The sequence below is a fragment of the Pseudomonas promysalinigenes genome (genome assembly GCF_014269025.2).
Classification (GTDB): Bacteria; Pseudomonadota; Gammaproteobacteria; order Pseudomonadales; family Pseudomonadaceae; genus Aquipseudomonas; species Aquipseudomonas promysalinigenes.
On record NZ_CP077094.1, the window covers coordinates 416,372 to 439,252 of the forward strand.

The window sequence follows — 22,881 nt, forward strand, 5'->3', positions numbered from 1 at the left end:
GCCTCCTTACAACTCGATGCTCATGCCGTCGAAGGCGACTTCCACCCCACGACGCTGGACCTCGGCGCGCTCGGGTGAGTCTTCATCGAGGATTGGGTTGGTGTTGTTGATGTGGATGAGCACCTTACGTTGCCGTGGGAAGCCGTCGAGCACTTCGAGCATGCCGCCGGGGCCGTTCTGCGCCAGGTGGCCCATCTCGCGGCCGGTGCGGGTGCCGACACCGCGCCGCTGCATTTCATCATCCTCCCACAGCGTGCCGTCGACCAGCAGGCAGTCGGCACTGTGCATCATCTGCAGCAGTTTGGCGTCGACCTGGCCGAGGCCGGGTGCGTAGAACAGCTTGCCCCCTGTGCGGGAATCCTCGACCAGCAGGCCAAGGTTGTCGCCCGGGTGCGGGTCGAAGCGGTGCGGCGAGTAGGGCGGCGCTGCGCTGCGCAGGGGGAACGGTGTGAATCTGAGGTTTGGGCAGGCGTCGATAACGAAGCTGCCCTCAAGCTCGATGCGATTCCACTGCAGTCCGCCGTTCCAGTGGCTGAGCATGTTGAACAGCGGGAAGCCGGTGGTCAGGTCTTGGTGGACCATGTCCGTGCACCAGACCTGGTGCGGGCAGCCTTCGCGCAGGCTGAGCAGGCCGGTGGTGTGGTCGATCTGGCTGTCGAGCAGGACGATAGCGTTGATGCCGGTATCGCGCAGTGCGCGCGCAGGCTGCATGGGCGCGAAGGCCTGCAGTTGGGCGCGAATGTCGGGCGAAGCGTTGCACAGGATCCAGTGCTCACCGTCGTCGGACAAGGCAATGGACGACTGGGTTCGTGCCGTGGCGCGCAGGCTACCATCGCGAAAGCCCTTGCAGTTCACGCAGTTGCAGTTCCACTGCGGGAAACCCCCGCCGGCGGCGGAACCGAGAATCTGGATGTACATGGCCACTCCTTCTGCGAAAAGCCGTATCCGAAAAACGACGACGCCCCGGCGGGCCGAGGCGTCATGCCGCACAGCAAGGCTTAGCGGTTGGCGAAGTACATGGTCACTTCAAAGCCGATACGCAGGTCAGTGTAAGCTGGTTTGGTCCACATGGGCGTTCTCCTTCCGGATGGGTTGTGTTCGCTTCACTACTACTCGAGTGCTGATTCGAGTAAGAGGTTCCGCTGACTGAGATAGCGTTATCTTACAAGAAATTTTTGTACCGAAAGGTTAATTGTTTGATAAGCGCCCTTGCAGCAAACGTAATAATCCACCCTGGATCACTTCCAGGAGCTGTCCGGCGCTGCGGCATTGGCCACGCAAAGCCAAGCGTGATCTTCAGCGAGCAACTGGCGAAGCAGACCATCCAGATCCGCTTGTCGCACGTCCAGAATAGCCCGTTTCAAACCCCTCAAATCGTCAGGTTCAGCGGCCAATCGTGCTTGCCATGCCCATTCGGCTACATCGGCGTTGGCCATGGCGGGTTCGTCGAACTGCTCGGCCAGGGCCTTGCGCGCATGCTCGTCCAGTGTCACACCATTGCGTAGAAGCGCGTGCAGGTGGCCGAGGATTTCTGCCTGGCTGGCATGTGGCGACTGCACGCCGAATAGCAGGCCACCTACGCCCTCGATCTGACGAAAGGTACTGAATACCGCGTAGCCTAATTGCAACTCGACCCGCAGGCGTTGATACACCGGCCCCTGCAGGCTCTGGGCCAGTAGGCGGCCGCAGCCTTGCTGCCCGTCAGGCACGGGGCAAAACAGCAGAAGGGCATTTTCACTGCCAGGCACATTGGCCCGCTGCCAGCGGCGGCCAGCCCAGCGGGCCGCAGGTGAAGGCGACACACCTTGGCCAGGGCAGCTTTGCAGCAATGCACCCAGAGCCTGCAACGCATCTGTATCGAAGCCTACGGCCAGGCCGTGCCAGCGGCTGTGCTGCCAGGCGTCGTCGAGCTGCGTTTGGTCAGCCGCGCAGTGCGCCTGGGGTTCTGCGCGTGAGCCGAGTACGGCATCCGGCAACTGACCGATCAAGGCTCTGATAGGTATCAGGGCGGGGGCTTCAGGTGCAGGGGACGGCCAGTCGCAAGGTGCCTGCAAGCTCGTCAGGGCCTGGGCGGTGGCGCGTATCACCGCTGCGGGGTGCCCAGCACAGCGCAGTTGCCAGTAGTCACCGGCCCCACTGAATTGCAATTGCACGCCGGCCTGCTCGCAGCGCATCTGTAAAGGCTGCAAGGCACGTTCAAGTCCCCGCTGAAGAGGCCGACGCGAGGGTGATGCTATGTGCCAACGCAGAAACAGCGCTGCATGGTGCCGGGTTGGCGGCAACAGGCTGCTGACACTGAGTGAAGGCGGCAGCGCTCCTGCCTGATGAGCGGGCATCTCGTCGAGCAACAAGGGGTCAGGCTCGGGCAACTGCCATGGGTGGGTGGCGCGTTGTGGCAATTGCTCGAGCAGCGCCGCAAGTGCGGTGAGCCCTTGGCTGTCCAGTGCCGCAAATGGCTGCGCGGCGCTGTCTGCGCGGGCCAGCGCCAAGGCGCCGGCACTGCGCTGGCGACGCTGCTGCAAAAGTCCGAACGCCTGGTTGAGCGTTGTGGGCGATGCTTGGCGAATATAGCCGAACCAGCCGTGCAACAGCTTCAGTACCTCGCTGCTATCGGCACAGGGGTTGAGCTTCAAATCGATGTGCCAGAGCAGTTGCCCGGCGAAAGCATACAACTGCTCGACTTTGCACTCCTTGAGCCATCCCCGGCGCTGCAGTTCACCTAGCCAACTGCCGGGGCGGTTGTCGCTGAGGTTGGCCATCAGCAGCGCCAATGCCCGTTCTGCCCCTGCCGGCAGGCCCTGATGGGCGAACAGTAGCGGCTCGCCACTGGCCAAAACCGGCGGCATAGCTTGTGGTACCGCGGCCGCCCGTTTGAAGATGCCCGCCAATCGTCTGCCGAGTCGTTCCAGTTCATCCAGCGGCTGTGGCCCGCAGAGGCTCAGGGTAATCTGGCCGGCGTGATAGAAGCGTTGGTGAAACCCCACGAGGGCATCCTGGAAAGCACTGCTCTGCAGTGGGAGGGAATAACGGTTACCGGCATGAAAAGCGCTGAGCGGGTGATTGCCCGCTACTGATTGCAGCAGAGCAAACTGCTGTTGAGCCTGAGGGTTGCGCGACCAGGCGATGAATTCGGCGTGGATCACCTCACGCTCGCGCCGCTGGCGCTCGATGCCAAGGTCAGGTTCGGCAAGCATCTGGCACAGACGCTCCAGCCCCCCGGCCAAGGCGGCAGGCGGGACTTCGAAGAAAAAGTCGGTGGTGCGTTCACGGGTACTGGCATTGACTTGGCCGCCCAAGGCCTGAACGTAGCGCATAAGCCCATCTTCCAGTGGGAAGCGCGCTGTACCCAGGAAGAACAGGTGTTCAAGAAAGTGCGCCAGGCCAGGCCACTGGGGCGCAGCATCATGGCTGCCGGCGTGCACGCGCAGGGCCGCAGCCGAGCGCTTGAGATGTGGCGCATGGCGTAATATCAGCTGCAGGCCGTTGGCCAGCGTGACGTGGCTGTTGGTGTCGCTCATGCTAACCACAGGTATCCATTGATGAATGCGGGCTCATCCGCGACTGGGCGGGGTGGCGACCCCTCAGCCTCTACGCCAATTCAACTCCTGACGCAGATCGGTCAGATAGGGGAATGCTTGGCGTGCTCGCATCAGGCGGTCGTGTTCCAGGTCTGCCAGCAAAAGGCACTCGTCGCGCCCGGCCATGGCCAGCAAACTGCCGTCCGGCCCGATGATGCTGCTTTGCCCGCAGTACTGGATCTCGTCCTCAGCGCCGCAATAGTTGGCGTACACCAAGTAGCACTGATTCTCCTGCGCCCGCGAGCGCACGGTCACCTGGCAGACGAAGTCGTACGGCACCATGTTAGCGGTCGGCACAAGGATCAGCTCGGCCCCCGCCAGCGCCAGGCGCCGGGCGTTTTCCGGGAATTCGATGTCATAGCAGATCAGCAGGCCGAGCTTCCAGCCTTGCAGCTCCACCACCGGGAAGTGATCGGCACCTGCGCTGAACATCGCCCGATCCAGCTCGCCGAACAGGTGAGTCTTGCGGTAATTGCACAGGCTGCTGCCATGGGCGTCGATCAACTGCACACTGTTGTAGATCGCCCCGTCCTCGGCGCGCTCGGGATAGCCGTAAACGATGGCGATGCGGTGCGCCTGAGCGATCTCCACCACCTCCATGGCCGAAGGGCCATCTTCGGCTTCGGCCAGCCGTTCTGCCTGGGCCAGGCCGATGTTGTAGCCGCTCAGGAACATCTCCGGGCACACCAGCAACTGTGCGCCTCGCTCGGCCGCCAGGTGCGCCTGGTGGCGCAGGCGTTGCAGGTTACCGGGTACATCCAACGGGCTGGGGGTACCCTGAAACAGAGCGATGCGCATGTTGCCTCCTTGGTTAGTCAGCCAGGGCGATGGGGCCGATCTGGTCGAACACGTCGCCAGGGCCTGGGTTTTCTGGGTGTGTATGGCCACCGAAGTGGTTCATGATACCCCACACCGCGTTGAGCGATGTCTGCACCGCGCCCTCGACCCAGGCCGGGGTCCAGGACACGTCGTCGCCAGCGATGAATATGCCCTTGTGTTCGGCGGGCATGTCTTGCTGCATGAAGTGTGCGTACATGCGCTGGTTATAGCGGTAGTGGCCCGGCAGCGCGCCTTTGAAAGCGCCGAGGAAGTGCGGGTCGGCCTCCCAGGAAATGGTGATCGGGTCGCCGATGATATGCCCGGCAATATCGGTTTTCGGATAGATCTTCTTCAGTGCATCCAGGGCAAGCTGCACGCGCTTCTCAACCGGATGCGGCAACATCTTCAAAGCGTCGCTCATCCACGCGTAGGACAGGCAAATCACGCCCGGCTTGTCGTCACCGTTGTCGAACAGATAGGTGCCGCGGGTCAGGCGGTCGGTCAATGTCATGCTCATCAGGTCGCGGCCGGTCTGCGGGTCTTTATCCTTCCAGAACGGCCGGTCGACCATGACGAAGGTTTTCGACGACTGCATGTAACGGGTGCGGTCCAAGGCCATCCACATTTTTTGCGAGAACAGCGACTCTTCACAGTCGATCTGGGTAGTCAGCAGCCAGCTCTGGCAGGTGGCGAGCACCGCACCGTAATGGCGTGTGTCACCCCAATTGTCGGTGACGGCCAAGCGCCCGTCGGCGGCCCGTGCTATGCGTTTTACTCCTGAGCGTGGTGCGCCGCCATGCAAAGCGCTCAGGCTGGTGCCTTCTGGCCAATGGGCGCAGCGCTCCGGCACATGGCGCCAGATACCTTGTGGCACCTGTTCAACGCCCCCTACGATCAGGTGCTGATGGTCGTCGCAATTGGTCATCACCACGCGGAAGATCTCCAGCATGGAGTTGGGGAAGTCCGAATCCCAGCCCCCGGTGCCGAAACCGACCTGGCCGAACACTTCGCGGTGCTGGAAACTCAACTGGGCAAACGAGCGCGAAGTGGCGACGAAATCGTAGAACGTGCGGTCGTCCCACAGCGGCACCAGCTTGTTCCACAGGGCTTTGAGCCGAGGTACGTCCCGCTCGCGGATCGCCTGCTGGATGTCGGCAAACTGTGCACCGCTTTCCAGCGCATCAGCCCAGGCATCGGCGACCTCATGGAACAGCTTGGGCAAGTCGCTGGCCTTTTCGGCGTAGTACGTCTGGCCTTCAAGGTCGATCACCGTACTGCCCGAGGCTGAGGTCAGCGGGTTGGGGAAGGGTTTGGTTTGCAGGCCGAGCTTGTCGACGTAATGGTAGAAGGCGGTGGACGAGACTGGAAAACGCATGCCGCCCAGTTCAGCGATGATGCCATCGGTGCCGTTGAAGGCTTGCGAGCGCAAGCGCCCTCCGAGTTTCGAGGCCTCATACACAACCGGCTTGAGGCCGAGCTTCATCAATTCGTAAGCGGCGACCAGGCCTGCGATGCCTGCGCCGACGATCGCGACTTCTTCGCCGTGGCGCTCGGCTGGAATAGTGCCCAGGCCGGCCGGGTGTTCTAGCCAGTCATCGAAGCCGAACGGGAAGTCTGGGCCGAAAATGGTGATGGGTTTTTTGCCGTCGGCGGGGTGGCGGTTTTTCTTGTTCATGAATGGACCTTGCCAGAGCGGCTGCGCGTGGGGCGGAGCCTGAGTATAGGAGATGGCTGTAGGTCATTTTATGAAGGGTGGTGCTCGTTATTAAGATGCATAACGTCGTCGGAATGCATGTTTATCTGTCATTTCGACGGGTGCGTTGACTATTTCGATGGCTCCGGCTTGCGCAATGCCAAAGTCAAACCGGCTGCCCGCGGTCGACCTTGCTGCTGAGGATGATCGATGTGGTGGTTTTCTCCACACCCTCGACGCTGCCAATCTGGTCCAGCAGTTGGTCCAGTTGCTCTGGCGAATCGCTGCGCAGCCAGGCCACGTAATCGAATTCGCCGCTCACCGCACACAGTTGTTGCACTTGCCCCATGGCGCTTAGCCGCCGCACCACTTCCTTGCCGGAACGTGGCTGGACCTTGATGCCCACATAGGCTTGCAACCCACCGCCACTCAGGCGTTGGCCCAGGCGCACTCCGTAGCCGGTGATCACCTTGTTCTTCTCCAGACGTTCCAGGCGCGAGTTGACCGTGGTGCGCGCAATGCCCAGTTGCCTAGCCAGGGTAGCGACGCTTTCGCGGGCGTTGATCTGCAGCAGGGCGAGCAACTGGCGGTCGATTTCGTCGAGAATGATGGGGCGGGCGTCCGACATGGCAGGGTCTCTACGGTGGGTTCGCTAGCCTATCCAGCGCTATAGCAGCAGGGCAAGCCCAGCTTGAGTTGCCAGGCAGGCAGCGAAGCGCTTTTGTTCACTTCTTATACATGGTGCGGTGTCTGCGAGTACGGCGGCGCCCTTTGTGGTGCTGGGCGGGTTAGAATCCATGCCCGATGGTTTTCATGACAGACATTCGGCCACCGTCTGGCCGAATGCTGAACATTCAGGAGCAGTGATGCGGGTCACGGATTGGTATTGGAAGCGCTGGATTCGCCGTCGCGGGCTGAAGTTCAGCACCGCTGTCTCAGAGCTCAGTAGCAAGTCCACCCTCAAGATCGAGGAAGGGGTACGCATCGGGGAAGTCGCTATCGATACCCGCGAGCTTAGCGTAGGGGCGAACACCTACATCCGCAGCGAATGCCTGTTGCAGGTAGTCGGCTCCATTGGCCGCTTCTGTTCGATCAGTACCGGTGTTGTTCTTGGCCAGGAAAAGCACACACACCCGTTGAACTGGCTAAGCACACATCCTTTCCAGTACACGGACACAGGCCTTGAGTACACCGCTCGTTTTGATCTTGCAACGATCGGCCATGACGTGTGGATTGGCCATGCTGCCATGGTCATGGAAGGGGTGTCGGTCGGCACAGGTGCCGTCATCGCAACCCGTTCGTTGGTCACCAAGGATGTACCGCCCTACGCGGTGGTTGCTGGCGTCCCAGCCAAGGTCATCCGTTACCGATTCCCCCCTGAAGTGATCGAGCGCCTGTTGGCGTCGCAGTGGTGGGAGCGTGACATCGAGCAACTGAAGGCGCTTCCCTTGGATGATCCGGCTGCATGCCTCGAAGCGCTGGAGAGCATTCCAAAGGTAGGTTATCGGACAATCCAGATTACGCGGCGAGGGTGCCAAGAGCTGGTTTGAATCTTGGGCTGTTCGGGTGCTGCCCCCTGAAAAACCAAAAAGCCGCGCAGAGCGCGGCTTTTTGTATTTGGTGGGCCCACACGGACTCGAACCGTGGACCAAAGGATTATGAGTCCTCTGCTCTAACCAACTGAGCTATAGGCCCTCAGTAAGTGCCGGGATTATAACGAGGGTTTCGATACCGTGCCATCCGAAAGATCGCTTAGTGCTATACGAAGAAAGCTCGCTGCGAATTCATCAGGTGGCAATGGCAGGCTAACGATGTATCCCTGAATCTGCTCGCAGCCTTCAGCGGCAAGGAAACGCTGCTGTGCCTGGTTCTCTACCCCTTCGGCGATTATCGTCAGCTGCATGCTGCGCCCCAGGGCGATGATGGCGCGGGCGATTGCGGCGTCGTGGGGGTCATCCGGCAAGCCACGGATGAACGATTTGTCGATTTTCAGGATGTCCAGCGGCAGGCGCTTGAGGTAGCTGAGCGATGAATAGCCGGTGCCGAAGTCATCGATCGCCAGCTGCACGCCCAATTGCTTGAGTTGATGCAGCACGGCCAGGGCTTCTTCGGCCTGACTCATGATGAAGTTTTCGGTGATTTCCAGCTGCAGGTCGCCTGCCGTCAGTTGATAGACCTTGAGCAGGTGCTCGATACGTTTGGCAAGGTTGGGTTGGCGTAGTTGTGCCCCCGCGAGGTTAATCGACAGGGGGCCAAAGGCCCTGTAGGTCTTCTTCCAACTGTGCATCTGCTGGCACGCCTGCTCCAGCACCCAGTCCCCTAGCTGCAAGATGGTCCCGTTCTCTTCGGCCAGGTGAATGAAGTGCTCAGGCGGTACTTCGCCAAAGGTCGGGTGGCTCCAGCGGATCAACGCTTCGGCGCCCACCAGCGTCTGGGTCTTGAGGCTCAGCTTGGGCTGGAAGCTCAGGCTCATCTCGTTACGCTCGATGGCGCGGCGCAGTTCATGCTCCATGGCGATGCGTTCGCTGGCCTGCACGGTCAGGTCGCAGGTGTAGGCTTCCACACGGTTGCGGCCTTTGGCTTTGGAGCGATACATGGCGGCGTCGGCGTTGCGGATCAAGGTCGCGACGTCGGTGCCGTCCTGCGGATAGAGACTGGTGCCGATACTGGCGCTGGTGAAAAACTCGTGCTCGCCCGCCTGGAACGGGGCGACGAAGCACGCTAGCAATTTGTTGGCGATAGCCTGGGCATCGGTGGGTTTGTGAAGCCCCGGCAGCAGGATGATGAACTCGTCGCCACCCAGGCGGGCCACGGTGTCGACGTCGCGCACCTGCTCCTTGAGGCGTTGCGCGATGCCTTTTAGCAATAGATCGCCGACCGGGTGGCCGAGGCTGTCGTTGATGTGTTTGAAACGGTCAAGGTCCAAGAACAGCACTGCGCCCTGGCGGTTGGACACTTGTGCGCAGGTCAACGCAGCTTGCAGGCGGTTTTCGAACAGCGCGCGGTTGGGCAGGCCGGTGAGCGGGTCGTGGTGGGCCTGGTAGTCGAGCTTGGCCTGGGCGTGCTTGATGCTGGAAATGTCGGCAAATACCGCGACGAAGTGTGTGATGACATGCTCACTGTTGCGTACGGCGCTGATCGTCAGCCAGCTGGGGTACAGCTCGCCATTTTTGCGCTTGTTGTAGATCTCGCCTTGCCAGTGGCCTTCAGCGGTGAGCTGGTGCCACATGGCGATGTAGAACGCGCTGTCATGCTGGCCTGAGGCAAGCAGGCGCGGGGTCTGGCCAAGGGCTTCGATCTCGCTGTAGCCGGTGATTTCACTGAAGGCGCGGTTGACCGCGCTGATGCGTTGGTCGGTGTCGGTGATCAATACACCTTCGGCAGTGTTTTCGAACACGGTTGCAGCCAGCTGCAGTTTTTCCTGCATCAGGTGGCGCTCGGTGATGTCACGGGCGATGGTCAGCATGCAGTCCACACCACCGATTGGCAGCGGCCTTGCCGATAGCTCGCAAAGGCGGATTTGCCCATCGCTGCGGCGGATGTGGCAACTGAAGTCACGCACGAAGCCATCTCGGCCCAGCTGGCCGATCAAACGCTTGCGCTCATTGAGGTCGACCCAGATCCCGAGATCGAACGAAGTCTGGTCGATCGGTGTGTTGAACTCGTAACCGGTCAGGCGGCAAAAACCTTCGTTGACTTCCAGCAGCAAGCCATCGCTTTGACGCGACAGCAGCAGCCCGTCCGGCGAGGCGTGGAAAGCCTTGGCGAACTTCTCTTCGGAGGTTTGCAGTTGTTGCTGGGTTTGTTTGAGCTGGCTGATATCGCGCACTGCCACCACCAGCGCCAGGCTGCCGTCCAGCTCGAAGGTTTCGGCTGAAGTAAGCCCCGTGAACAACTCGCCGTCGTTGCGCCGGAAGGTCATTTCCACATTGCGGATGCCCCCTTGATGCAGGCGCTCCAGCAGCTTCGGGCCCATACCTTCCTTTGCCCACAAATTGAGCTCGGTGGCGGTGCGGCCGATCACCTGACCCGGGCTTAAGCCAATTTGTTCTTCGAAGGCTTCATTGACTTCCAGCAGCACGCCGTCGCTGTGCCGTGCGATCAACAGGATGTCCGGGCATTGCTCGAACACCGAGGCGAACTTCTGTTGCGACAGCCGCAAAGCATCTTCGGTACGTTTGGTTTCACTGATGTCGATCATCAGGCCACGCATGAGCGGGCGGGGGCCGTGCTCGATCATGCTGACGATGTTGCGCACCCATAGCGGCTGGCCATCGGCGCGCATAACCCGGTAATCAAGGCTATGGTCCCGCCCCGCGGCGGTTTCGCTTTCGCACAAGGCCTGGGCCCAGAGCGCATCGTCAGGGTGCAGAATGCTGCGCCAGAAGCCAGGCTTGAGCCAGTCATGCAGCGGGTAGCCCAGCAGATCTTCGGCGTGGGGTGAAACATAGCTGTAAGTGAAGTCGTTGGCGTCGGCCTCCCAGGCGATGGCCGACAGGCTTTCGATCAGGCCGCGGTAATGATATTCGCTGCTGCGCAGCTCCTGCTCCAGCGCTATGCGCCGGGAAATTTCCGAGCTGAGGCGGCGATTGATGCGAATGACCGCCGCCAGAATGGCAATCAGCAACAACACGGCGGGCAGGCCGTAGAGCAGCGTGTCCTGCCAGAAGCTGCGTTGGTCCACAACATTGCCCACCCAGCGTTGCTGGATCTCACTGACCTCATCGCTGGACATGTCGGCTATCACTTTGTCGAGGATGCCAATCAGTGCCTGCTGGTCGCGGGGGGCGGCCATTGCCAGCTGGTAACGATAAGGCGTGTCGCCGCTGACATACAGCCCTTCCAGTTTGAGTTGGCGCAGGCTCCAGATGCTCGAGGCGAGATCGCCGACCACGGCGTCGACCGCATCGGTGGCCAAGGCCTGCAGAGCAGAACTCACATTGGGCAAGGCCACCAGGTTAAGGTCTGGGTGATGGGTACGCAGCAGTTCGTGAGGGGCGTAGTTCTCCACAACCGCCACCTTCAGCCCGTACAAGTCTTTGAGCGTGCGTGGCTGCGGGCCTTTCTCGTGGGCCAGGATAACGATGGGGAAGTCGAGGTAGGGGCGGGTGAAAGCCAGGTAACCTTGGCGTTCGGGCGTTGACATGATCCCCGGCAATAGATCGATCCGGCCATCGCGTGCCTGCTGCAGCACCTCGGTCCAGCTAGTGGGTTCGACCGGTTTGAGTGATACCCCAAGACGGTCCTGGATCAAAGCGATGTAGTCGGCGGCCAATCCCTGGTACCGGCCCTCCTGGTCACGAAATTCGAACGGTGGCCAAGAGGCGTCGACGCCCAGCCTCAACTGCGGGTGGGCAGTGAGCCAGGTTTTTTCATCGTCTGTCAGGGTCAGGGCGCCGGCCGCTGTGTTCCACAGCATCAGGAACGACAACAGAATGGCCGGCATCGGCAGCATAGGGGCCTCGCATTCAGGTGGTCTGAAGTCGAGTGTAGCCGGGCATTACGCCTGCCGAGCAACTGAACACAACTATTTGTCGGATAAGAAAAACCCCGGCCTGGGCCGGGGTTCGTCATCACTCGTCGAGGAAGGAGCGCAAGTGCTCGCTGCGAGTCGGGTGGCGCAACTTGCGCAACGCCTTCGCTTCGATCTGACGGATCCGTTCACGGGTCACGTCGAACTGCTTGCCCACCTCTTCGAGGGTGTGGTCAGTGTTCATGTCGATACCGAAACGCATGCGCAGCACCTTGGCTTCCCGTGCGGTCAGCCCCGAGAGCACGTCACGGGTCGCTTCCTTGAGGCTTTCGACCGTGGCTACGTCGATTGGGGACTGCATGGTCGAGTCCTCGATGAAGTCGCCCAGGTGCGAATCTTCGTCATCACCGATCGGGGTTTCCATGGAGATCGGCTCTTTGGCGATCTTCAATACCTTACGGATCTTGTCCTCAGGCATTTCCATGCGCTCACCAAGCTCTTCCGGGGTCGGTTCACGGCCCATTTCCTGCAACATCTGGCGGGAAATACGGTTGAGCTTGTTGATCGTCTCGATCATGTGCACCGGAATACGGATGGTGCGCGCCTGGTCGGCGATCGAGCGGGTGATTGCCTGACGGATCCACCACGTGGCGTAGGTCGAGAACTTGTAGCCGCGACGGTATTCGAACTTGTCCACCGCCTTCATCAGGCCGATGTTGCCTTCCTGAATCAGGTCCAGGAACTGCAAGCCACGGTTGGTGTACTTCTTGGCGATGGAGATCACCAGACGCAGGTTCGCCTCGACCATTTCCTTCTTGGCGCGGCGGGCCTTGGCCTCACCGATGGACATGCGACGGTTGATTTCCTTGATTTCGGCAACGGTCAGACCGGTTTCGTTCTCAAGGTCGATCAGCTTCTGCTGGCAGGCGACGATCGCGGCGTCCTTTTCACCCAGGGCGGCAGCCCATTTGGTGCTGCGTTTGGCCAGGTCACCGGACCAGGTCTGGTCGGTTTCGTTGCCTGGGAACAGGCGCAGGAAGTCGGCACGCGGCATACGGGCGTCACGCACACAAAGCTGCATGATCGCACGCTCCTGTTGACGCAGACGGCTCAAGGCATCGCGCACACGCTCGACCAGAACGTCGAACTGCTTAGGCACGAGCTTGATCGGCATGAACAGGTCAGCAAGGGCCTGCAGCGCTTCGATGCTTTCCTTGGCGCTACGGTCGTGCTTTTTCAGGACCTTGGACGTGACCTGAAGCTGGTCGGCAACGGCGCCGAAGCGCTGGGCCGCGATGACAGGGTCAGGACCGCTTTCGGTCTCTTCCTCGTCGTCGCCGTCACTTTCTTCCTCTTCGTCTTCCGATTCTTCCTTGGCGGCAGGCGCCTTGGCACCAGGGACTGGCACCTCGTCGGTCGGCGCGGCGATGTTGTCATCAGGGTCGATATAACCGCTGAGAACGTCTGACAGACGGCCACCTTCGGCGGTGACGCGGTCGTATTCGCCGAGGATGTAGTCGACAGTGCCCGGGAAATGAGCGATGGCGCCCATGACTTCACGGATGCCTTCCTCGATCCGCTTGGCGATTTCGATTTCGCCTTCGCGGGTCAGCAGCTCGACGGTACCCATTTCACGCATGTACATGCGCACAGGGTCGGTCGTGCGGCCGATATCGGTTTCAACTGCCGCCAACGCAGCAGCGGCTTCTTCGGCCGCTGCTTCGTCGGTGTCGGCTTCCGCCAACAGAAGGGCATCCGCATCCGGAGCACTCTCGAATACGTTGATCCCCATGTCGTTGATCATGCGGATGATGTCTTCCACCTGTTCAGGATCTGAAATATCCTCAGGCAGGTGGTCGTTGACCTCCGCGTAAGTCAGGTAGCCCTGCTCACGACCGCGGGTGATCAACTCTTTGATACGAGACTGCTGTTGCGCTTTTCCGGACATAACACCCTATCCACTGAAGGTCTTGGCGGGCAAAAAACAAGCCGAGGATTATACCCGAGCATGGGCCTCACGCGCCAGATGAGGTCGGCGTTTGTGCGGGAACATTCCGGCTCAGCAAGGCGAGAAGCTGGGATTTTTCCTCGCTGGTCAATTCGCTTTGACGTGATTTCCTGAGCAGTTGTTCCAGGCTGCGCTCGCGTTGGCGGGCGGACAAGCTAGTTATGGTGTCGAAAAACTGTTGTTCAAGGTTGTCAGCCACGATCAACCATTCCTTTTCTGCCAGCGCGCGCAGCAGGCGGCCTTGTTCTGTGCCGTGCCAGCGTGCGATCAGCTGCATTGAGCTTAGCCCAGGATTTTTCTGAGCAGCTTCGATCAACGCTACCAATAGCTGGCTGTACAAATGTTCTTCGTCGGCGAAATGGCTGGCGTCCTCGACCTTGCCGGCCAGCAGCGGGTGGTGCAGCAAGGTGCGAAGGGCCGCCAGGGTCGGCGGTTCGACTGGCGCCGGTACCCGTGGCGGGGCTTCGTCGCGCCGTTGCCAGGGCTTGCCGCCTTTGCGGTTCTTGTCCCAGGGCTTATCGCTCCAAGGCTTTTTGCCCCCGCCTTTGTTTGGCTTCCACTCCGTTTCCTGATGAACGGCAGCGTAGTCGGGCAGTGGCATGTCGCCGTAGTCAGGTGTGTAGCTGGCCATGGCATCGTAGTCATAGCCTGGGTCGTAATCGGGCACCGGGCTGGCCGCTGGGGCATGCTGTGCCAGTTGCTCGACCTGCTGCGGGTCGAGGCCGGTGATTTCTTTGAGGCGGTTGCGCATGAGCTGGCGCAGGTTGGCTCCGGGGATCTTTTCGATCAACGGTGCAGCCAAGGTGGCCATGTGTGCCTTGCCTTCCAGCGAACGTGGGTCGGCCTCGTTGCTCAGTTGCTCGAAAAAGTAATCGGCCAGTGGTTGTGCGTGCTGGTTGATCCGCGCCATGAATGCGTCGGTGCCTTCGGCGCGCACCAGGCTGTCTGGGTCTTCGCCTTCGGGCAGGAACAGAAATCGCGCCCGGCGCCCGTCCTGCAGGGCAGAAAGGGTGGACTCCAGTGCGCGCCAAGCGGCCTTGCGCCCGGCCTGGTCGCCATCGAAGCAGAACAGCACGCTGGGTACTACTCGGAACAGGCGCTTGAGGTGTTCTTCGCTGGTGGCGGTGCCGAGGGTGGCGACAGCATTGCGCAGGCCTTGCTGGGCGAGTGCGATGACGTCCATGTAGCCTTCGACGACGATGATTTCGTCGAGGTTGCGGTTGTGTTTGCGAGCCTCATACAGCCCGTACAGTTCCTGGCCTTTGTGGAATACCGGGGTTTCCGGTGAGTTGAGGTACTTGGGCTTGTCGTCACCCAATACCCGGCCCCCAAAGGCGATGATGCGCCCGCGACTGTCACGGATGGGGAACATTACCCGGTCGCGGAAGCGGTCGTAGCGTTTGCCGCTTTCGGCGTTCTCGATCAGCAGGCCGGCGTCAATCATGACTTTTTGCTGCAGGCTATCGGCGCCCAGGTGCTTGAGCAGGTTGTCCCAGCCCGGTGGTGCGAAACCCAGGCCGAAGTCCCTGGCGATTTCACCGGACAGCCCGCGGCCTTTGAGGTAATCCACTGCTGCCTTGCGGCTTGGGTGGCTGCGCAGGGCCTGGCGGTAGAACTCCGAGGCTGCATCCAGCAGCGGGTACAGCGGCGAGTCGGTTGGCTGGCGCGGTTTGTTGTCGCGACGGCCTTGCTCCCTGGGTACTTCCATGCCAGCAGCACGGGCCAGTTCCTCGACGGCCTGGGGGAAGTCCAGGTTGTCGTGGTCCATGACGAAGCCAAGGGCGTTGCCACCTGCCCCGCAGCCGAAACAGTAATAGAACTGCTTGTCGGGGCTGACCGTGAAGGATGGGGTTTTTTCCTTGTGGAACGGGCAGCAGGCAGAGTAGTTCTTGCCGGTTTTTTTCAGCTGAACGCGTGAACTCACCACGTCGACGATGTCGAGGCGGTTGATCAGGTCGTCGATGAAGCTCTGGGGAATCAGCCCGGCCATGGCAGTCTCGTCATCTGGAACTGGCAAGTCTAAACGCTAACGGGGGCGAGCGATGCTAGGAGAAGTACGAGGGGGTGTGTGCTCGTCGCCAGCCCAGGTTGCCGAGGGCTCGTCAGTCAGGACGTGCACGCCTGGCCGAAGCCAGCTCTGACGCTTTGAAACCTTTTGCCCGCTGCGTGTTGCGGCAGGCTCCTCGAGCTAGCTGCTCAAGGCCAAGCAAACCGCTGCCATCAGCCCGGCGGTGAGCCGGGCAAGGCAGAAGCTCTAGCGTAGAACGCCTGTATTAGTACAGACGAACGGCGCGGCGCTGTTCGCGCTGAACTTTCTTGGCGTGACGCTTAACAGCAGCAGCTGCTTTGCGCTTACGCTCGGCGGTCGGCTTCTCGTAAAACTCGCGGCTACGAACTTCAGCCAGTACACCGGCTTTTTCGCAGGAGCGCTTGAAACGACGCAGAGCTACGTCGAAGGGTTCGTTCTCTTTAACTTTGACGGCTGGCATCCAGGGCTACCTTAATTCATTACCGGGGTAGACGTGCTCCTGGCAAAACAAAGGTGTGCTGGAGAACGTCGGTTTTCAAGGGTTGCGGATGTTAACCCTTAGTACGCCGGAATGCAAAGCCTCTGATCGAAAACCGCTGGTCGGCACCCGGCACGGGGACTATCATGCGCGGCTTCGAATTCAGCCCCTACAAGGGACGAGCCCATGCTAGTACTGGGATTAGAAACATCCTGCGACGAAACCGGCGTCGCATTATACGACAGCGAGCGCGGTTTGTTAGCCGACGCGCTGTTCAGTCAGATCGACCTGCACCGCGTATTTGGTGGCGTGGTACCCGAGCTTGCCTCGCGTGACCATGTCAAACGCATGCTACCGCTCATCCGCCAGGTGCTGGAGGAGGCCGGTTGCGTTGCAACAGATATCGACGCGATCGCCTACACCGCAGGCCCTGGCCTGGTCGGCGCGCTGCTGGTCGGCGCATCGTGCGCCCAGGCCCTGGCCTTCGCCTGGGATATCCCGGCGATTGGGGTGCATCATATGGAAGGCCATTTACTGGCACCGATGCTGGAGCAGAACCCGCCCCAGTTTCCGTTCGTCGCTTTGCTGGTTTCCGGGGGCCATACCCAGTTGGTGCGGGTAGATGGCATCGGCCAGTACGCCTTGTTGGGCGAGAGCCTGGACGATGCTGCTGGTGAAGCCTTCGACAAGACCGCCAAGCTGATCGGCCTCAACTACCCAGGCGGCCCGGAGATCGCCCGCCTGGCACAGCAGGGTGTGCCGGGGCGCTTTGTGTTCCCGCGGCCAATGACCGACCGACCGGGCCTTGAGTTCAGCTTCAGCGGCCTCAAGACTTTCGCTCTGAATACTTGGCAGCAGTGCAAGAGCGCTGGTGACGACAGCGAGCAAACCCGTTGCGACGTATCCCTGGCATTCCAGCAGGCGGTGGTGGAGACTCTGACCATCAAGTGCAAGCGCGCACTCAAGCAAACTGGCCTCAAGCGCCTGGTGATCGCAGGCGGTGTGAGTGCCAACAAAGCATTGCGTGCCTCGCTGGAAGAGATGCTGGCAGGTCTGAAGGGCAATGTTTACTACGCGCGACCGCAGTTCTGTACCGATAACGGCGCGATGATTGCCTACGCCGGTTGTCAGCGCCTGCTCGCCGGCCAGCAGCAGGACCTGGCGATCAGCGTGCAAGCCCGCTGGCCGATGGAGCAGTTGCCGCCGTTGTGAATACCTGCGGGGGCGTCAGAAATGCCTTTCGCGCCCGGCAAACAAGTCGCGCAAATTGCTGCGGTGGCGCCAGACGATCATCACTGTCAGAACGGCGATCGGCAGGAGTGCCTCTGGTTCGCGCCAAGCCAGCAGTGGCAGGGTCAGCGGGGTAGCAACCAGAGCCGCCAGGGAGCTTGTGCGGGTGAGGTAGAAGGTCAGAAGCCAAGCGCCGACGGCAAGTAACGCCGCTGGAAAATACAGTGCCGTGAGCATGCCGGCCGCGGTGGCGACACCTTTACCTCCGCGAAACCGAAAATACAGTGGGAACAGGTGACCGAGCACTGCGCAAACGCCGATCCATGCCTGCTCCTGCAGGCCAAGGCCGGCAGCGCGGGCGAGCAGAACCGGTAACAAGCCCTTGCACAGGTCGCCCAGCAGGGTCAGGATCGCCATTTTACGGCCCGCCAGGCGTAGCATGTTGGTGGCGCCAGCATTGCCCGATCCGCTGGAACGCGGGTCCGGGCTGCCTGAAAGGCGGCTTAGGAGGATGGCGAAGGACAGCGAGCCAAGCAGGTAGGCGAGCAGCGCCAGTAACCAAAACATGCTAACTATTCCGGGCGAGGACGCCCTGATTCTAACGGCGCCCGTCGCCCTTGTCGTGCTGTGGAGAGAAGTGCTTGGACAGAGTGTTCATCGAAGGCCTGGAAGTCGATACCGTCATTGGTGCCTATGACTGGGAACGGGATATCCGCCAGTGCCTGCGCCTGGACCTTAGTTTCGCCTGGGACAACCGCCCTGCGGCAGCCGGTGATGACCTGAACCTGGCGCTGGACTACGCCAGTGTTTCGGCGCGTGTGCAGGCGTTCGCCGAGCAGGCGCGCTTCGAGCTGGTGGAAACCTTCGCCGAACGGCTGGTGGCGACGCTGATGGAAGAATTCAACATTCCCTGGGTGCGACTGAAGCTGACCAAGCCGGGCGCCGTTCCAGCGGCCCGCGGCGGTGTTGGCGTGGAGATCGAGCGCGGATGTCTCTGAGCACGGTTTACCTGGGCCTTGGCAGCAATACCGATCGCTACCAGCACTTGTGCGCGGGGCTCGATGCATTGGCCGCCATTCTCAGTGATCTGCGTTGTTCACCAGCCTTCGAGAGCCAGGCGGTAGGCATCAAGAGTGGGCCGTTCATCAACTTCGTCGTCACCGGCAAGACCGATCTGCCGCTGCTGGAGCTGGACCGCCGGCTCAAGTTCATCGAGGCGGACAACGGCCGCTATGCGCCAGAGCGCAAGGGCTTGCCCCTGGATATCGATGTGCTCATGTACGACGACCTGCACGGCACATTCGACGGGCTGGTGCTGCCGAGGGCAGAGATTCTGAAAAACGCTTTTGTGCTGTGGCCATTGTCGCTGTTGGCACCGGACTTGATGCACCCTGGGGCAGGGAAGTGCATGTCGCAGTTGTGGCAGGAGGCGCAGATCGACCAAGTGCTGGCGCCTGTCGCCTTCGAGTGGCGTGGGTTGCAGCTGACTGCATTGTGAGCATGTCCCCGGCCTCTTCGCGCCTTTAGCGGCGAAGAGGCCGGCAGGTTCAGTCGCCTTTGTATGCCTCTAGCGCTTTAAGCCGTGCATCCTTGAGGGCCTCGCCCAAGCCTTGGCCGGTTAGCCCCGATCGCATCAGGGCCTGTGCATCAACCGTCCGGGCTGCCGTCGCTGCCCCGCGTAAGTAAGCAGCCTGTGGATAACCTACCGATACGGCCATCTGGCACGCTGCAAGAAAATCCTCGAACCGCTGCGGCCGCCGATAGACGTCGAATTTTTGCAGCATTTCCAGCAGTTTTGCCGGCGCTAGTTGCAATGCGTCGTCGGCCAATGGTGCCCATTCAGCCACCAGCAGAGCCAGTTCCTGACACTCGCGCGGCACCTTGAAGCGCTGATTGAGCGCTTTGATGGCAGCCGGCTCCAGGGCTCGCAGCAAGCAGGCCCATCGCACCGCCAGTGGCTGCTGGTGCTGAGCCGCTCGCTGCAGCGCCATTGTTGTATCCGCGCCATACTCAAGCTCGGGCATCAGCTCCCTCAGGGCCCCGCAACTGCGTAATACCTGAATGAAGACTTGAGGCTGGCTTTCCATCAGCGCCCGCTCTATTTCTTTCCAGCTACGCTCGGCTGTCAGCGCCTGCAACTCGCCCGACTCGGCGATCTGGCGCATCAGCGCCAATGTCTCATCGGCAACTTGAAAACCCAAGGGCGCGTAGCGGGCGGCAAAGCGGGCAACCCGAAGCACGCGCAAGGGGTCTTCGGCGAACGCAGCAGAAACGTGCCGCAAGATGCGTTGCTCAAGGTCTGCCTGGCCGTGATAAGGGTCGTAGACTGTGCCGTGCTCATCCTCGGCCATCGCGTTGATGGTCAGGTCGCGGCGGATCAGGTCTTGTTCCAGTGTTACGTCAGGGCTTGCGTGAAAAGTGAACCCGCCATAGCCGCGCCCGCTTTTGCGTTCGGTGCGTGCCAGTGCGTATTCCTCTCCCGTGGTTGGATGCAGGAAAACCGGAAAGTCAGCACCCACCGGGCGATAGCCCTTGGCGTGCATTTCTTCGGCCGTAGCGCCAACCACCAGCCAGTCGATATCGCTGACGGGGCGCCCGAGCAAGCGGTCGCGTACTGCGCCGCCGACTTTGTAGATGTGCATGTGCAACCTCCATAACTGCCAACAGGATACCCCGTTGGCAGTTATGGCGGTGCATCAAAGGTGGTGAACCACGGCAAGGTCCATGCGCCCATAGTCACCGCTATCGGCGTGCTCACCTCGCGGCGGCATGTGGTGAGTCTTGATCACTTTGTCACCCTGGACTGTCTCCAGGTGGATATCAAAGCCCCACAGCCGGTGCAGATGCTTGAGCACTTCCTCGGTCGAGTCGCCCAGAGGTTTACGGTTGTGCTGCTGGTGACGCAGCGTGAGCGAGCGGTCGCCACGACGGTCGATGCTCCAGATCTGCACGTTGGGTTCGCGGTTGCCAAGGTTGTATTGGGCGGCCAACTGCTCACGGATGATGCGGTAGCCTGCTTCGTCATGGATGGCAGGCACCAGTAGGTCATCACGCTGATCGTCGTCGAGGATGCTGAACAGCTTCAAATCGCGCATCACCTTGGGTGACAGGTACTGCAGGATGAAGCTCTCGTCCTTGAAACTGCTCATGGCGAACTTAAGGGTTGAAAGCCAGTCACTGCCGGCAATGTCGGGGAACCAGTGGCGATCCTCGTCGGTTGGGTTTTCGCACATGCGGCGAATGTCAGTGTACATGGCAAAGCCCAGCGCATAGGGGTTGATGCCGCTGTAGTACGGGCTGTCGAAGCCAGGCTGGAACACCACACTGGTATGCGACTGCAGAAACTCCATCATGAAGCCTTCGGTGATGAGGCCTTCGTCATACAGGTCGTTCATCAGCGTGTAATGCCAGAAAGTTGCCCAGCCTTCGTTCATGACTTGCGTCTGGCGCTGGGGGTAGAAGTACTGAGCGATCTTGCGCACGATGCGCACCACTTCGCGCTGCCAGGGTTCGAGCAGTGGGGCGTTCTTCTCGATGAAGTAGAGAATGTTTTCCTGGGGCTCGGAGGGGAAGCGCGCATCGTCGCGCTCGCCGCCCTTTTCCGCGCTTTTGGGGATCGTGCGCCACAGGTCATTGATCTGCCGCTGCAGGTGTTCTTCACGGTCTTTCTGGCGCCGGCGCTCCTCTTCGGCAGAGATGGGATAGGGGCGTTTATAGCGGTCCACGCCATAGTTCATTAGCGCGTGGCAGGAGTCGATGAGGTCTTCCACAGCATCGATGCCGTGACGTTCTTCGCATTGGGCGATGTACTGCTTGGCGAACACCAGGTAGTCAATGATCGATGTGGCATCCGTCCAGGTGCGAAACAGGTAGTTGCCTTTGAAGAAGCTGTTGTGCCCATAGCAGGCGTGGGCGATTACCAGTGCCTGCATGCACATGGTGTTTTCTTCCATCAAGTACGCGATGCACGGGTCGGAATTGATCACGATCTCGTACGCCAGGCCCATTTGCCCGCGGCTATAGGACTTTTCTGTACTGAGGAATTGCTTGCCGTAGGACCAATGGTGATAACCCAGAGGCATGCCGACGGAAGCATAGGCATCCATCATCTGCTCTGCGGTGATCACCTCGATTTGGTTGGGATAGGTGTCCAGTGCGTATCTAGCGGCCAGCCGGCTGATTTCACGGTCGTAGGTCTGGATCAGCTCGAACGTCCATTCGGAGCCGGTGGAAATGGGTTGGCGTCTCTGTGCTCTGGCGGTCATGTGGCTAACCTGCGCTGAAAGAGTTCACGGAAGACCGGATAGATATCACCGGCCGATACCAACTGCTGCTGGGCGAAGGTGTCTGGGAAGGCCTCACCGATTCGCTCGTACTCGTACCACAACGCCTGGTGCTCACGCGGGGTGATCTCGACGTAAGTGTAGTACTGCACATGCGGCATGATCTGCTTGGTCAGGATTTCACGACAGATCGGCGAGTCGTCGTTCCAGTTGTCACCGTCGGAGGCCTGAGCGGCGTAGATGTTCCAGTCGGCGGCTGGGTACCGTTCGGCCATGATCTCCTGCATCATTTTCAGCGCACTGGAAACGATGGTGCCGCCGGTTTCGCGGGAGTAGAAAAACTCTTCCTCGTCGACTTCACGCGCGCTTGTGTGATGGCGAATGAACACTACTTCGATGCGGTCATAGTTTCGCTTCAGGAACAGATACAGCAGTATGAAAAAGCGCTTGGCGATGTCTTTGGTGGCCTGGGTCATCGAACCAGATACGTCCATCAGGCAGAACATCACCGCCTTGGAGCTGGGGTTGGGCTGTTTGACCAGCAGGTTGTACTTGAGGTCGAACGTATCGAGGAAGGGCAGGCGGTTGATGCGTGCCTTGAGCCGTTCGATCTCCTGTTCGACTTCCTGGATGTCGGTGAAATTGTCGGGTTCCTCGACTTTTAGCCGGTCTAGCTCCTTCTGTGCTTCTCGCAGCAACCCACGGCTGCTGCCTGTCAGGGCGATACGTCGGGCATGTGCCGAGCGCAGGGTGCGCACGATGTTGATACGCGAAGGATTGCCTTCGTTAGCGATACCGGCACGCACGGTCTTGTAGGTGTCGGCACCGGTCAAGTGGCGTTTGACCAGGTTGGGCAGTTCCAAGTCCTCGAACATGAATTCGAGGAATTCTTCCTGAGTAATCTGGAAAACGAAGTCATCCATGCCCTCGCCGGAATTGCCGGCCTTGCCGCGGCCGCCACCACCCCCACCGCCTTGGGGCCTCGGAATATGTTCGCCAGCGGTGAATTCCTTATTGCCTGGATGGACGATGGTCTGCTTGCCACCACGGCCGTGGTGCAGCACCGGTTCATCGATGTCGCGTCCAGGAATGCTGATCTGCTCACCGTGCTCCATGTCCATGATGGAACGGCGGCTTACGGCCTCTTCAACGGCCTTCTTGATGTGTTCACGGTACCGCCGCAGGAAGCGCTGGCGGTTGACCGTACTCTTGTTCTTGCCGTTCAGGCGTCGGTCGATAACGTAGCTCATGGTCCCTCCGGTAGCTGGGAGCAGCTGCAAGCCACAAGCT

At 60.6% G+C, this 22,881-nt stretch carries 18 protein-coding genes and 1 tRNA gene; 4 read left to right on the forward strand and 15 right to left on the reverse strand.

Going from position 1 to position 22,881, the window contains the following annotated elements:
* Positions 1 to 6: 6 nt before the first annotated feature.
* The 6 genes from pqqB to HU725_RS01915 form a co-directional block, all read right to left on the reverse strand.
* Positions 7 to 918 carry a pyrroloquinoline quinone biosynthesis protein PqqB gene (pqqB, locus tag HU725_RS01890; RefSeq protein ID WP_060477449.1) on the reverse strand — a complete coding sequence of 304 codons (912 nt, stop codon included), beginning with the start codon at positions 916 to 918 and terminating at the stop codon, positions 7 to 9.
* 80 nt (positions 919 to 998) lie between these two features.
* Entirely contained in the window at positions 999 to 1,070 is a 72-nt protein-coding gene (gene pqqA, locus HU725_RS01895) for a pyrroloquinoline quinone precursor peptide PqqA (protein WP_003243383.1), read from the reverse strand.
* Between the two features lie 168 nt (positions 1,071 to 1,238).
* Positions 1,239 to 3,518 (reverse strand): pyrroloquinoline quinone biosynthesis protein PqqF, encoded by a 2,280-nt coding sequence (gene pqqF / locus HU725_RS01900; RefSeq protein ID WP_186478626.1) that lies wholly within the window; start codon positions 3,516 to 3,518, stop codon positions 1,239 to 1,241.
* A gap of 63 nt (positions 3,519 to 3,581) precedes the next feature.
* The gene (locus HU725_RS01905) at positions 3,582 to 4,376 is read right to left on the reverse strand and encodes a carbon-nitrogen hydrolase family protein (RefSeq protein WP_186478627.1); all 795 of its coding nucleotides are present in this window, start codon (positions 4,374 to 4,376) and stop codon (positions 3,582 to 3,584) included.
* Positions 4,377 to 4,389: 13 nt separating this feature from the next.
* The gene (locus HU725_RS01910) at positions 4,390 to 6,072 is read right to left on the reverse strand and encodes a flavin monoamine oxidase family protein (RefSeq protein ID WP_186478628.1); all 1,683 of its coding nucleotides are present in this window, start codon (positions 6,070 to 6,072) and stop codon (positions 4,390 to 4,392) included.
* Between the two features lie 184 nt (positions 6,073 to 6,256).
* Positions 6,257 to 6,718: an Lrp/AsnC family transcriptional regulator gene (locus HU725_RS01915; protein WP_186478629.1), complete on the reverse strand. Its 462-nt coding sequence runs from the start codon at positions 6,716 to 6,718 to the stop codon at positions 6,257 to 6,259.
* Positions 6,719 to 6,956: 238 nt separating this feature from the next.
* Here HU725_RS01915 and HU725_RS01920 point away from each other — a divergent pair, with 238 nt between their 5' ends.
* Positions 6,957 to 7,640, forward strand: coding sequence for a CatB-related O-acetyltransferase (locus HU725_RS01920; protein ID WP_186478630.1), 684 nt, complete (start codon positions 6,957 to 6,959; stop codon positions 7,638 to 7,640).
* A gap of 68 nt (positions 7,641 to 7,708) precedes the next feature.
* Here the strand turns inward: HU725_RS01920 and HU725_RS01925 are convergent.
* The 5 genes from HU725_RS01925 to rpsU all read right to left on the reverse strand — a co-directional run bounded on the left by HU725_RS01925 (position 7,709) and on the right by rpsU (position 16,060).
* Positions 7,709 to 7,785 (reverse strand) — tRNA-Ile (locus HU725_RS01925).
* A 16-nt stretch (positions 7,786 to 7,801) separates the two neighbouring features.
* Positions 7,802 to 11,545, reverse strand: coding sequence for a bifunctional diguanylate cyclase/phosphodiesterase (locus tag HU725_RS01930; protein WP_186478631.1), 3,744 nt, complete (start codon positions 11,543 to 11,545; stop codon positions 7,802 to 7,804).
* 118 nt (positions 11,546 to 11,663) lie between these two features.
* Positions 11,664 to 13,511: an RNA polymerase sigma factor RpoD gene (gene rpoD, locus HU725_RS01935; RefSeq protein WP_060477455.1), complete on the reverse strand. Its 1,848-nt coding sequence runs from the start codon at positions 13,509 to 13,511 to the stop codon at positions 11,664 to 11,666.
* A gap of 67 nt (positions 13,512 to 13,578) precedes the next feature.
* The gene (gene dnaG, locus HU725_RS01940; protein WP_186478632.1) at positions 13,579 to 15,561 is read right to left on the reverse strand and encodes a DNA primase; all 1,983 of its coding nucleotides are present in this window, start codon (positions 15,559 to 15,561) and stop codon (positions 13,579 to 13,581) included.
* Between the two features lie 283 nt (positions 15,562 to 15,844).
* A complete protein-coding gene (gene rpsU, locus HU725_RS01945; protein WP_003255575.1) occupies positions 15,845 to 16,060 on the reverse strand; it encodes a 30S ribosomal protein S21 in 216 nt (71 codons plus the stop codon).
* Positions 16,061 to 16,264: 204 nt separating this feature from the next.
* Between rpsU and tsaD the strand changes: the two genes are divergently transcribed.
* On the forward strand, positions 16,265 to 17,290 hold the full coding sequence (tsaD, locus tag HU725_RS01950; protein ID WP_060477457.1) for a tRNA (adenosine(37)-N6)-threonylcarbamoyltransferase complex transferase subunit TsaD: 1,026 nt from the start codon (positions 16,265 to 16,267) through the stop codon (positions 17,288 to 17,290).
* Positions 17,291 to 17,305: 15 nt separating this feature from the next.
* Here tsaD and plsY read toward each other — a convergent pair whose 3' ends face one another.
* Positions 17,306 to 17,875 carry a glycerol-3-phosphate 1-O-acyltransferase PlsY gene (gene plsY / locus HU725_RS01955; protein ID WP_186478633.1) on the reverse strand — a complete coding sequence of 190 codons (570 nt, stop codon included), beginning with the start codon at positions 17,873 to 17,875 and terminating at the stop codon, positions 17,306 to 17,308.
* Between the two features lie 74 nt (positions 17,876 to 17,949).
* Here plsY and folB point away from each other — a divergent pair, with 74 nt between their 5' ends.
* A complete protein-coding gene (gene folB, locus HU725_RS01960) occupies positions 17,950 to 18,306 on the forward strand; it encodes a dihydroneopterin aldolase (protein WP_186478634.1) in 357 nt (118 codons plus the stop codon).
* Positions 18,297 to 18,806 (forward strand): 2-amino-4-hydroxy-6-hydroxymethyldihydropteridine diphosphokinase, encoded by a 510-nt coding sequence (folK, locus tag HU725_RS01965; protein ID WP_186478635.1) that lies wholly within the window; start codon positions 18,297 to 18,299, stop codon positions 18,804 to 18,806. Before folB ends, folK begins: the two co-directional genes overlap by 10 nt.
* A gap of 49 nt (positions 18,807 to 18,855) precedes the next feature.
* Here folK and HU725_RS01970 read toward each other — a convergent pair whose 3' ends face one another.
* Genes HU725_RS01970 through HU725_RS01980 form a run of 3 tightly spaced genes read right to left on the reverse strand, consistent with a single transcriptional unit; the run spans position 18,856 to position 22,841 of the window.
* Positions 18,856 to 19,950, reverse strand: coding sequence for a tRNA nucleotidyltransferase/poly(A) polymerase-related protein (locus HU725_RS01970; RefSeq protein WP_186478636.1), 1,095 nt, complete (start codon positions 19,948 to 19,950; stop codon positions 18,856 to 18,858).
* A 54-nt stretch (positions 19,951 to 20,004) separates the two neighbouring features.
* Positions 20,005 to 21,573, reverse strand: a complete 1,569-nt coding sequence (locus HU725_RS01975; RefSeq protein WP_060477462.1) for a SpoVR family protein — start codon at positions 21,571 to 21,573, stop codon at positions 20,005 to 20,007.
* Positions 21,570 to 22,841: a YeaH/YhbH family protein gene (locus tag HU725_RS01980; RefSeq protein WP_060477463.1), complete on the reverse strand. Its 1,272-nt coding sequence runs from the start codon at positions 22,839 to 22,841 to the stop codon at positions 21,570 to 21,572. Before HU725_RS01980 ends, HU725_RS01975 begins: the two co-directional genes overlap by 4 nt.
* Positions 22,842 to 22,881 lie beyond the last annotated feature (40 nt).

Coding starts and splice junctions, on each gene's coding strand:
- pqqB (WP_060477449.1), bottom strand. CDS start 918: ATGTACATCCAGATTCTCGGTTCCGCCGCCGGCGGGGGTTTCCCGCAG.
- pqqF (WP_186478626.1), bottom strand. CDS start 3,518: ATGAGCGACACCAACAGCCACGTCACGCTGGCCAACGGCCTGCAGCTG.
- HU725_RS01905 (WP_186478627.1), bottom strand. CDS start 4,376: ATGCGCATCGCTCTGTTTCAGGGTACCCCCAGCCCGTTGGATGTACCC.
- HU725_RS01910 (WP_186478628.1), bottom strand. CDS start 6,072: ATGAACAAGAAAAACCGCCACCCCGCCGACGGCAAAAAACCCATCACC.
- HU725_RS01915 (WP_186478629.1), bottom strand. CDS start 6,718: ATGTCGGACGCCCGCCCCATCATTCTCGACGAAATCGACCGCCAGTTG.
- HU725_RS01920 (WP_186478630.1), top strand. CDS start 6,957: ATGCGGGTCACGGATTGGTATTGGAAGCGCTGGATTCGCCGTCGCGGG.
- HU725_RS01930 (WP_186478631.1), bottom strand. CDS start 11,545: ATGCTGCCGATGCCGGCCATTCTGTTGTCGTTCCTGATGCTGTGGAAC.
- rpoD (WP_060477455.1), bottom strand. CDS start 13,511: ATGTCCGGAAAAGCGCAACAGCAGTCTCGTATCAAAGAGTTGATCACC.
- dnaG (WP_186478632.1), bottom strand. CDS start 15,561: ATGGCCGGGCTGATTCCCCAGAGCTTCATCGACGACCTGATCAACCGC.
- rpsU (WP_003255575.1), bottom strand. CDS start 16,060: ATGCCAGCCGTCAAAGTTAAAGAGAACGAACCCTTCGACGTAGCTCTG.
- tsaD (WP_060477457.1), top strand. CDS start 16,265: ATGCTAGTACTGGGATTAGAAACATCCTGCGACGAAACCGGCGTCGCA.
- plsY (WP_186478633.1), bottom strand. CDS start 17,875: ATGTTTTGGTTACTGGCGCTGCTCGCCTACCTGCTTGGCTCGCTGTCC.
- folK (WP_186478635.1), top strand. CDS start 18,297: ATGTCTCTGAGCACGGTTTACCTGGGCCTTGGCAGCAATACCGATCGC.
- HU725_RS01970 (WP_186478636.1), bottom strand. CDS start 19,950: ATGCACATCTACAAAGTCGGCGGCGCAGTACGCGACCGCTTGCTCGGG.
- HU725_RS01975 (WP_060477462.1), bottom strand. CDS start 21,573: ATGACCGCCAGAGCACAGAGACGCCAACCCATTTCCACCGGCTCCGAA.
- HU725_RS01980 (WP_060477463.1), bottom strand. CDS start 22,841: ATGAGCTACGTTATCGACCGACGCCTGAACGGCAAGAACAAGAGTACG.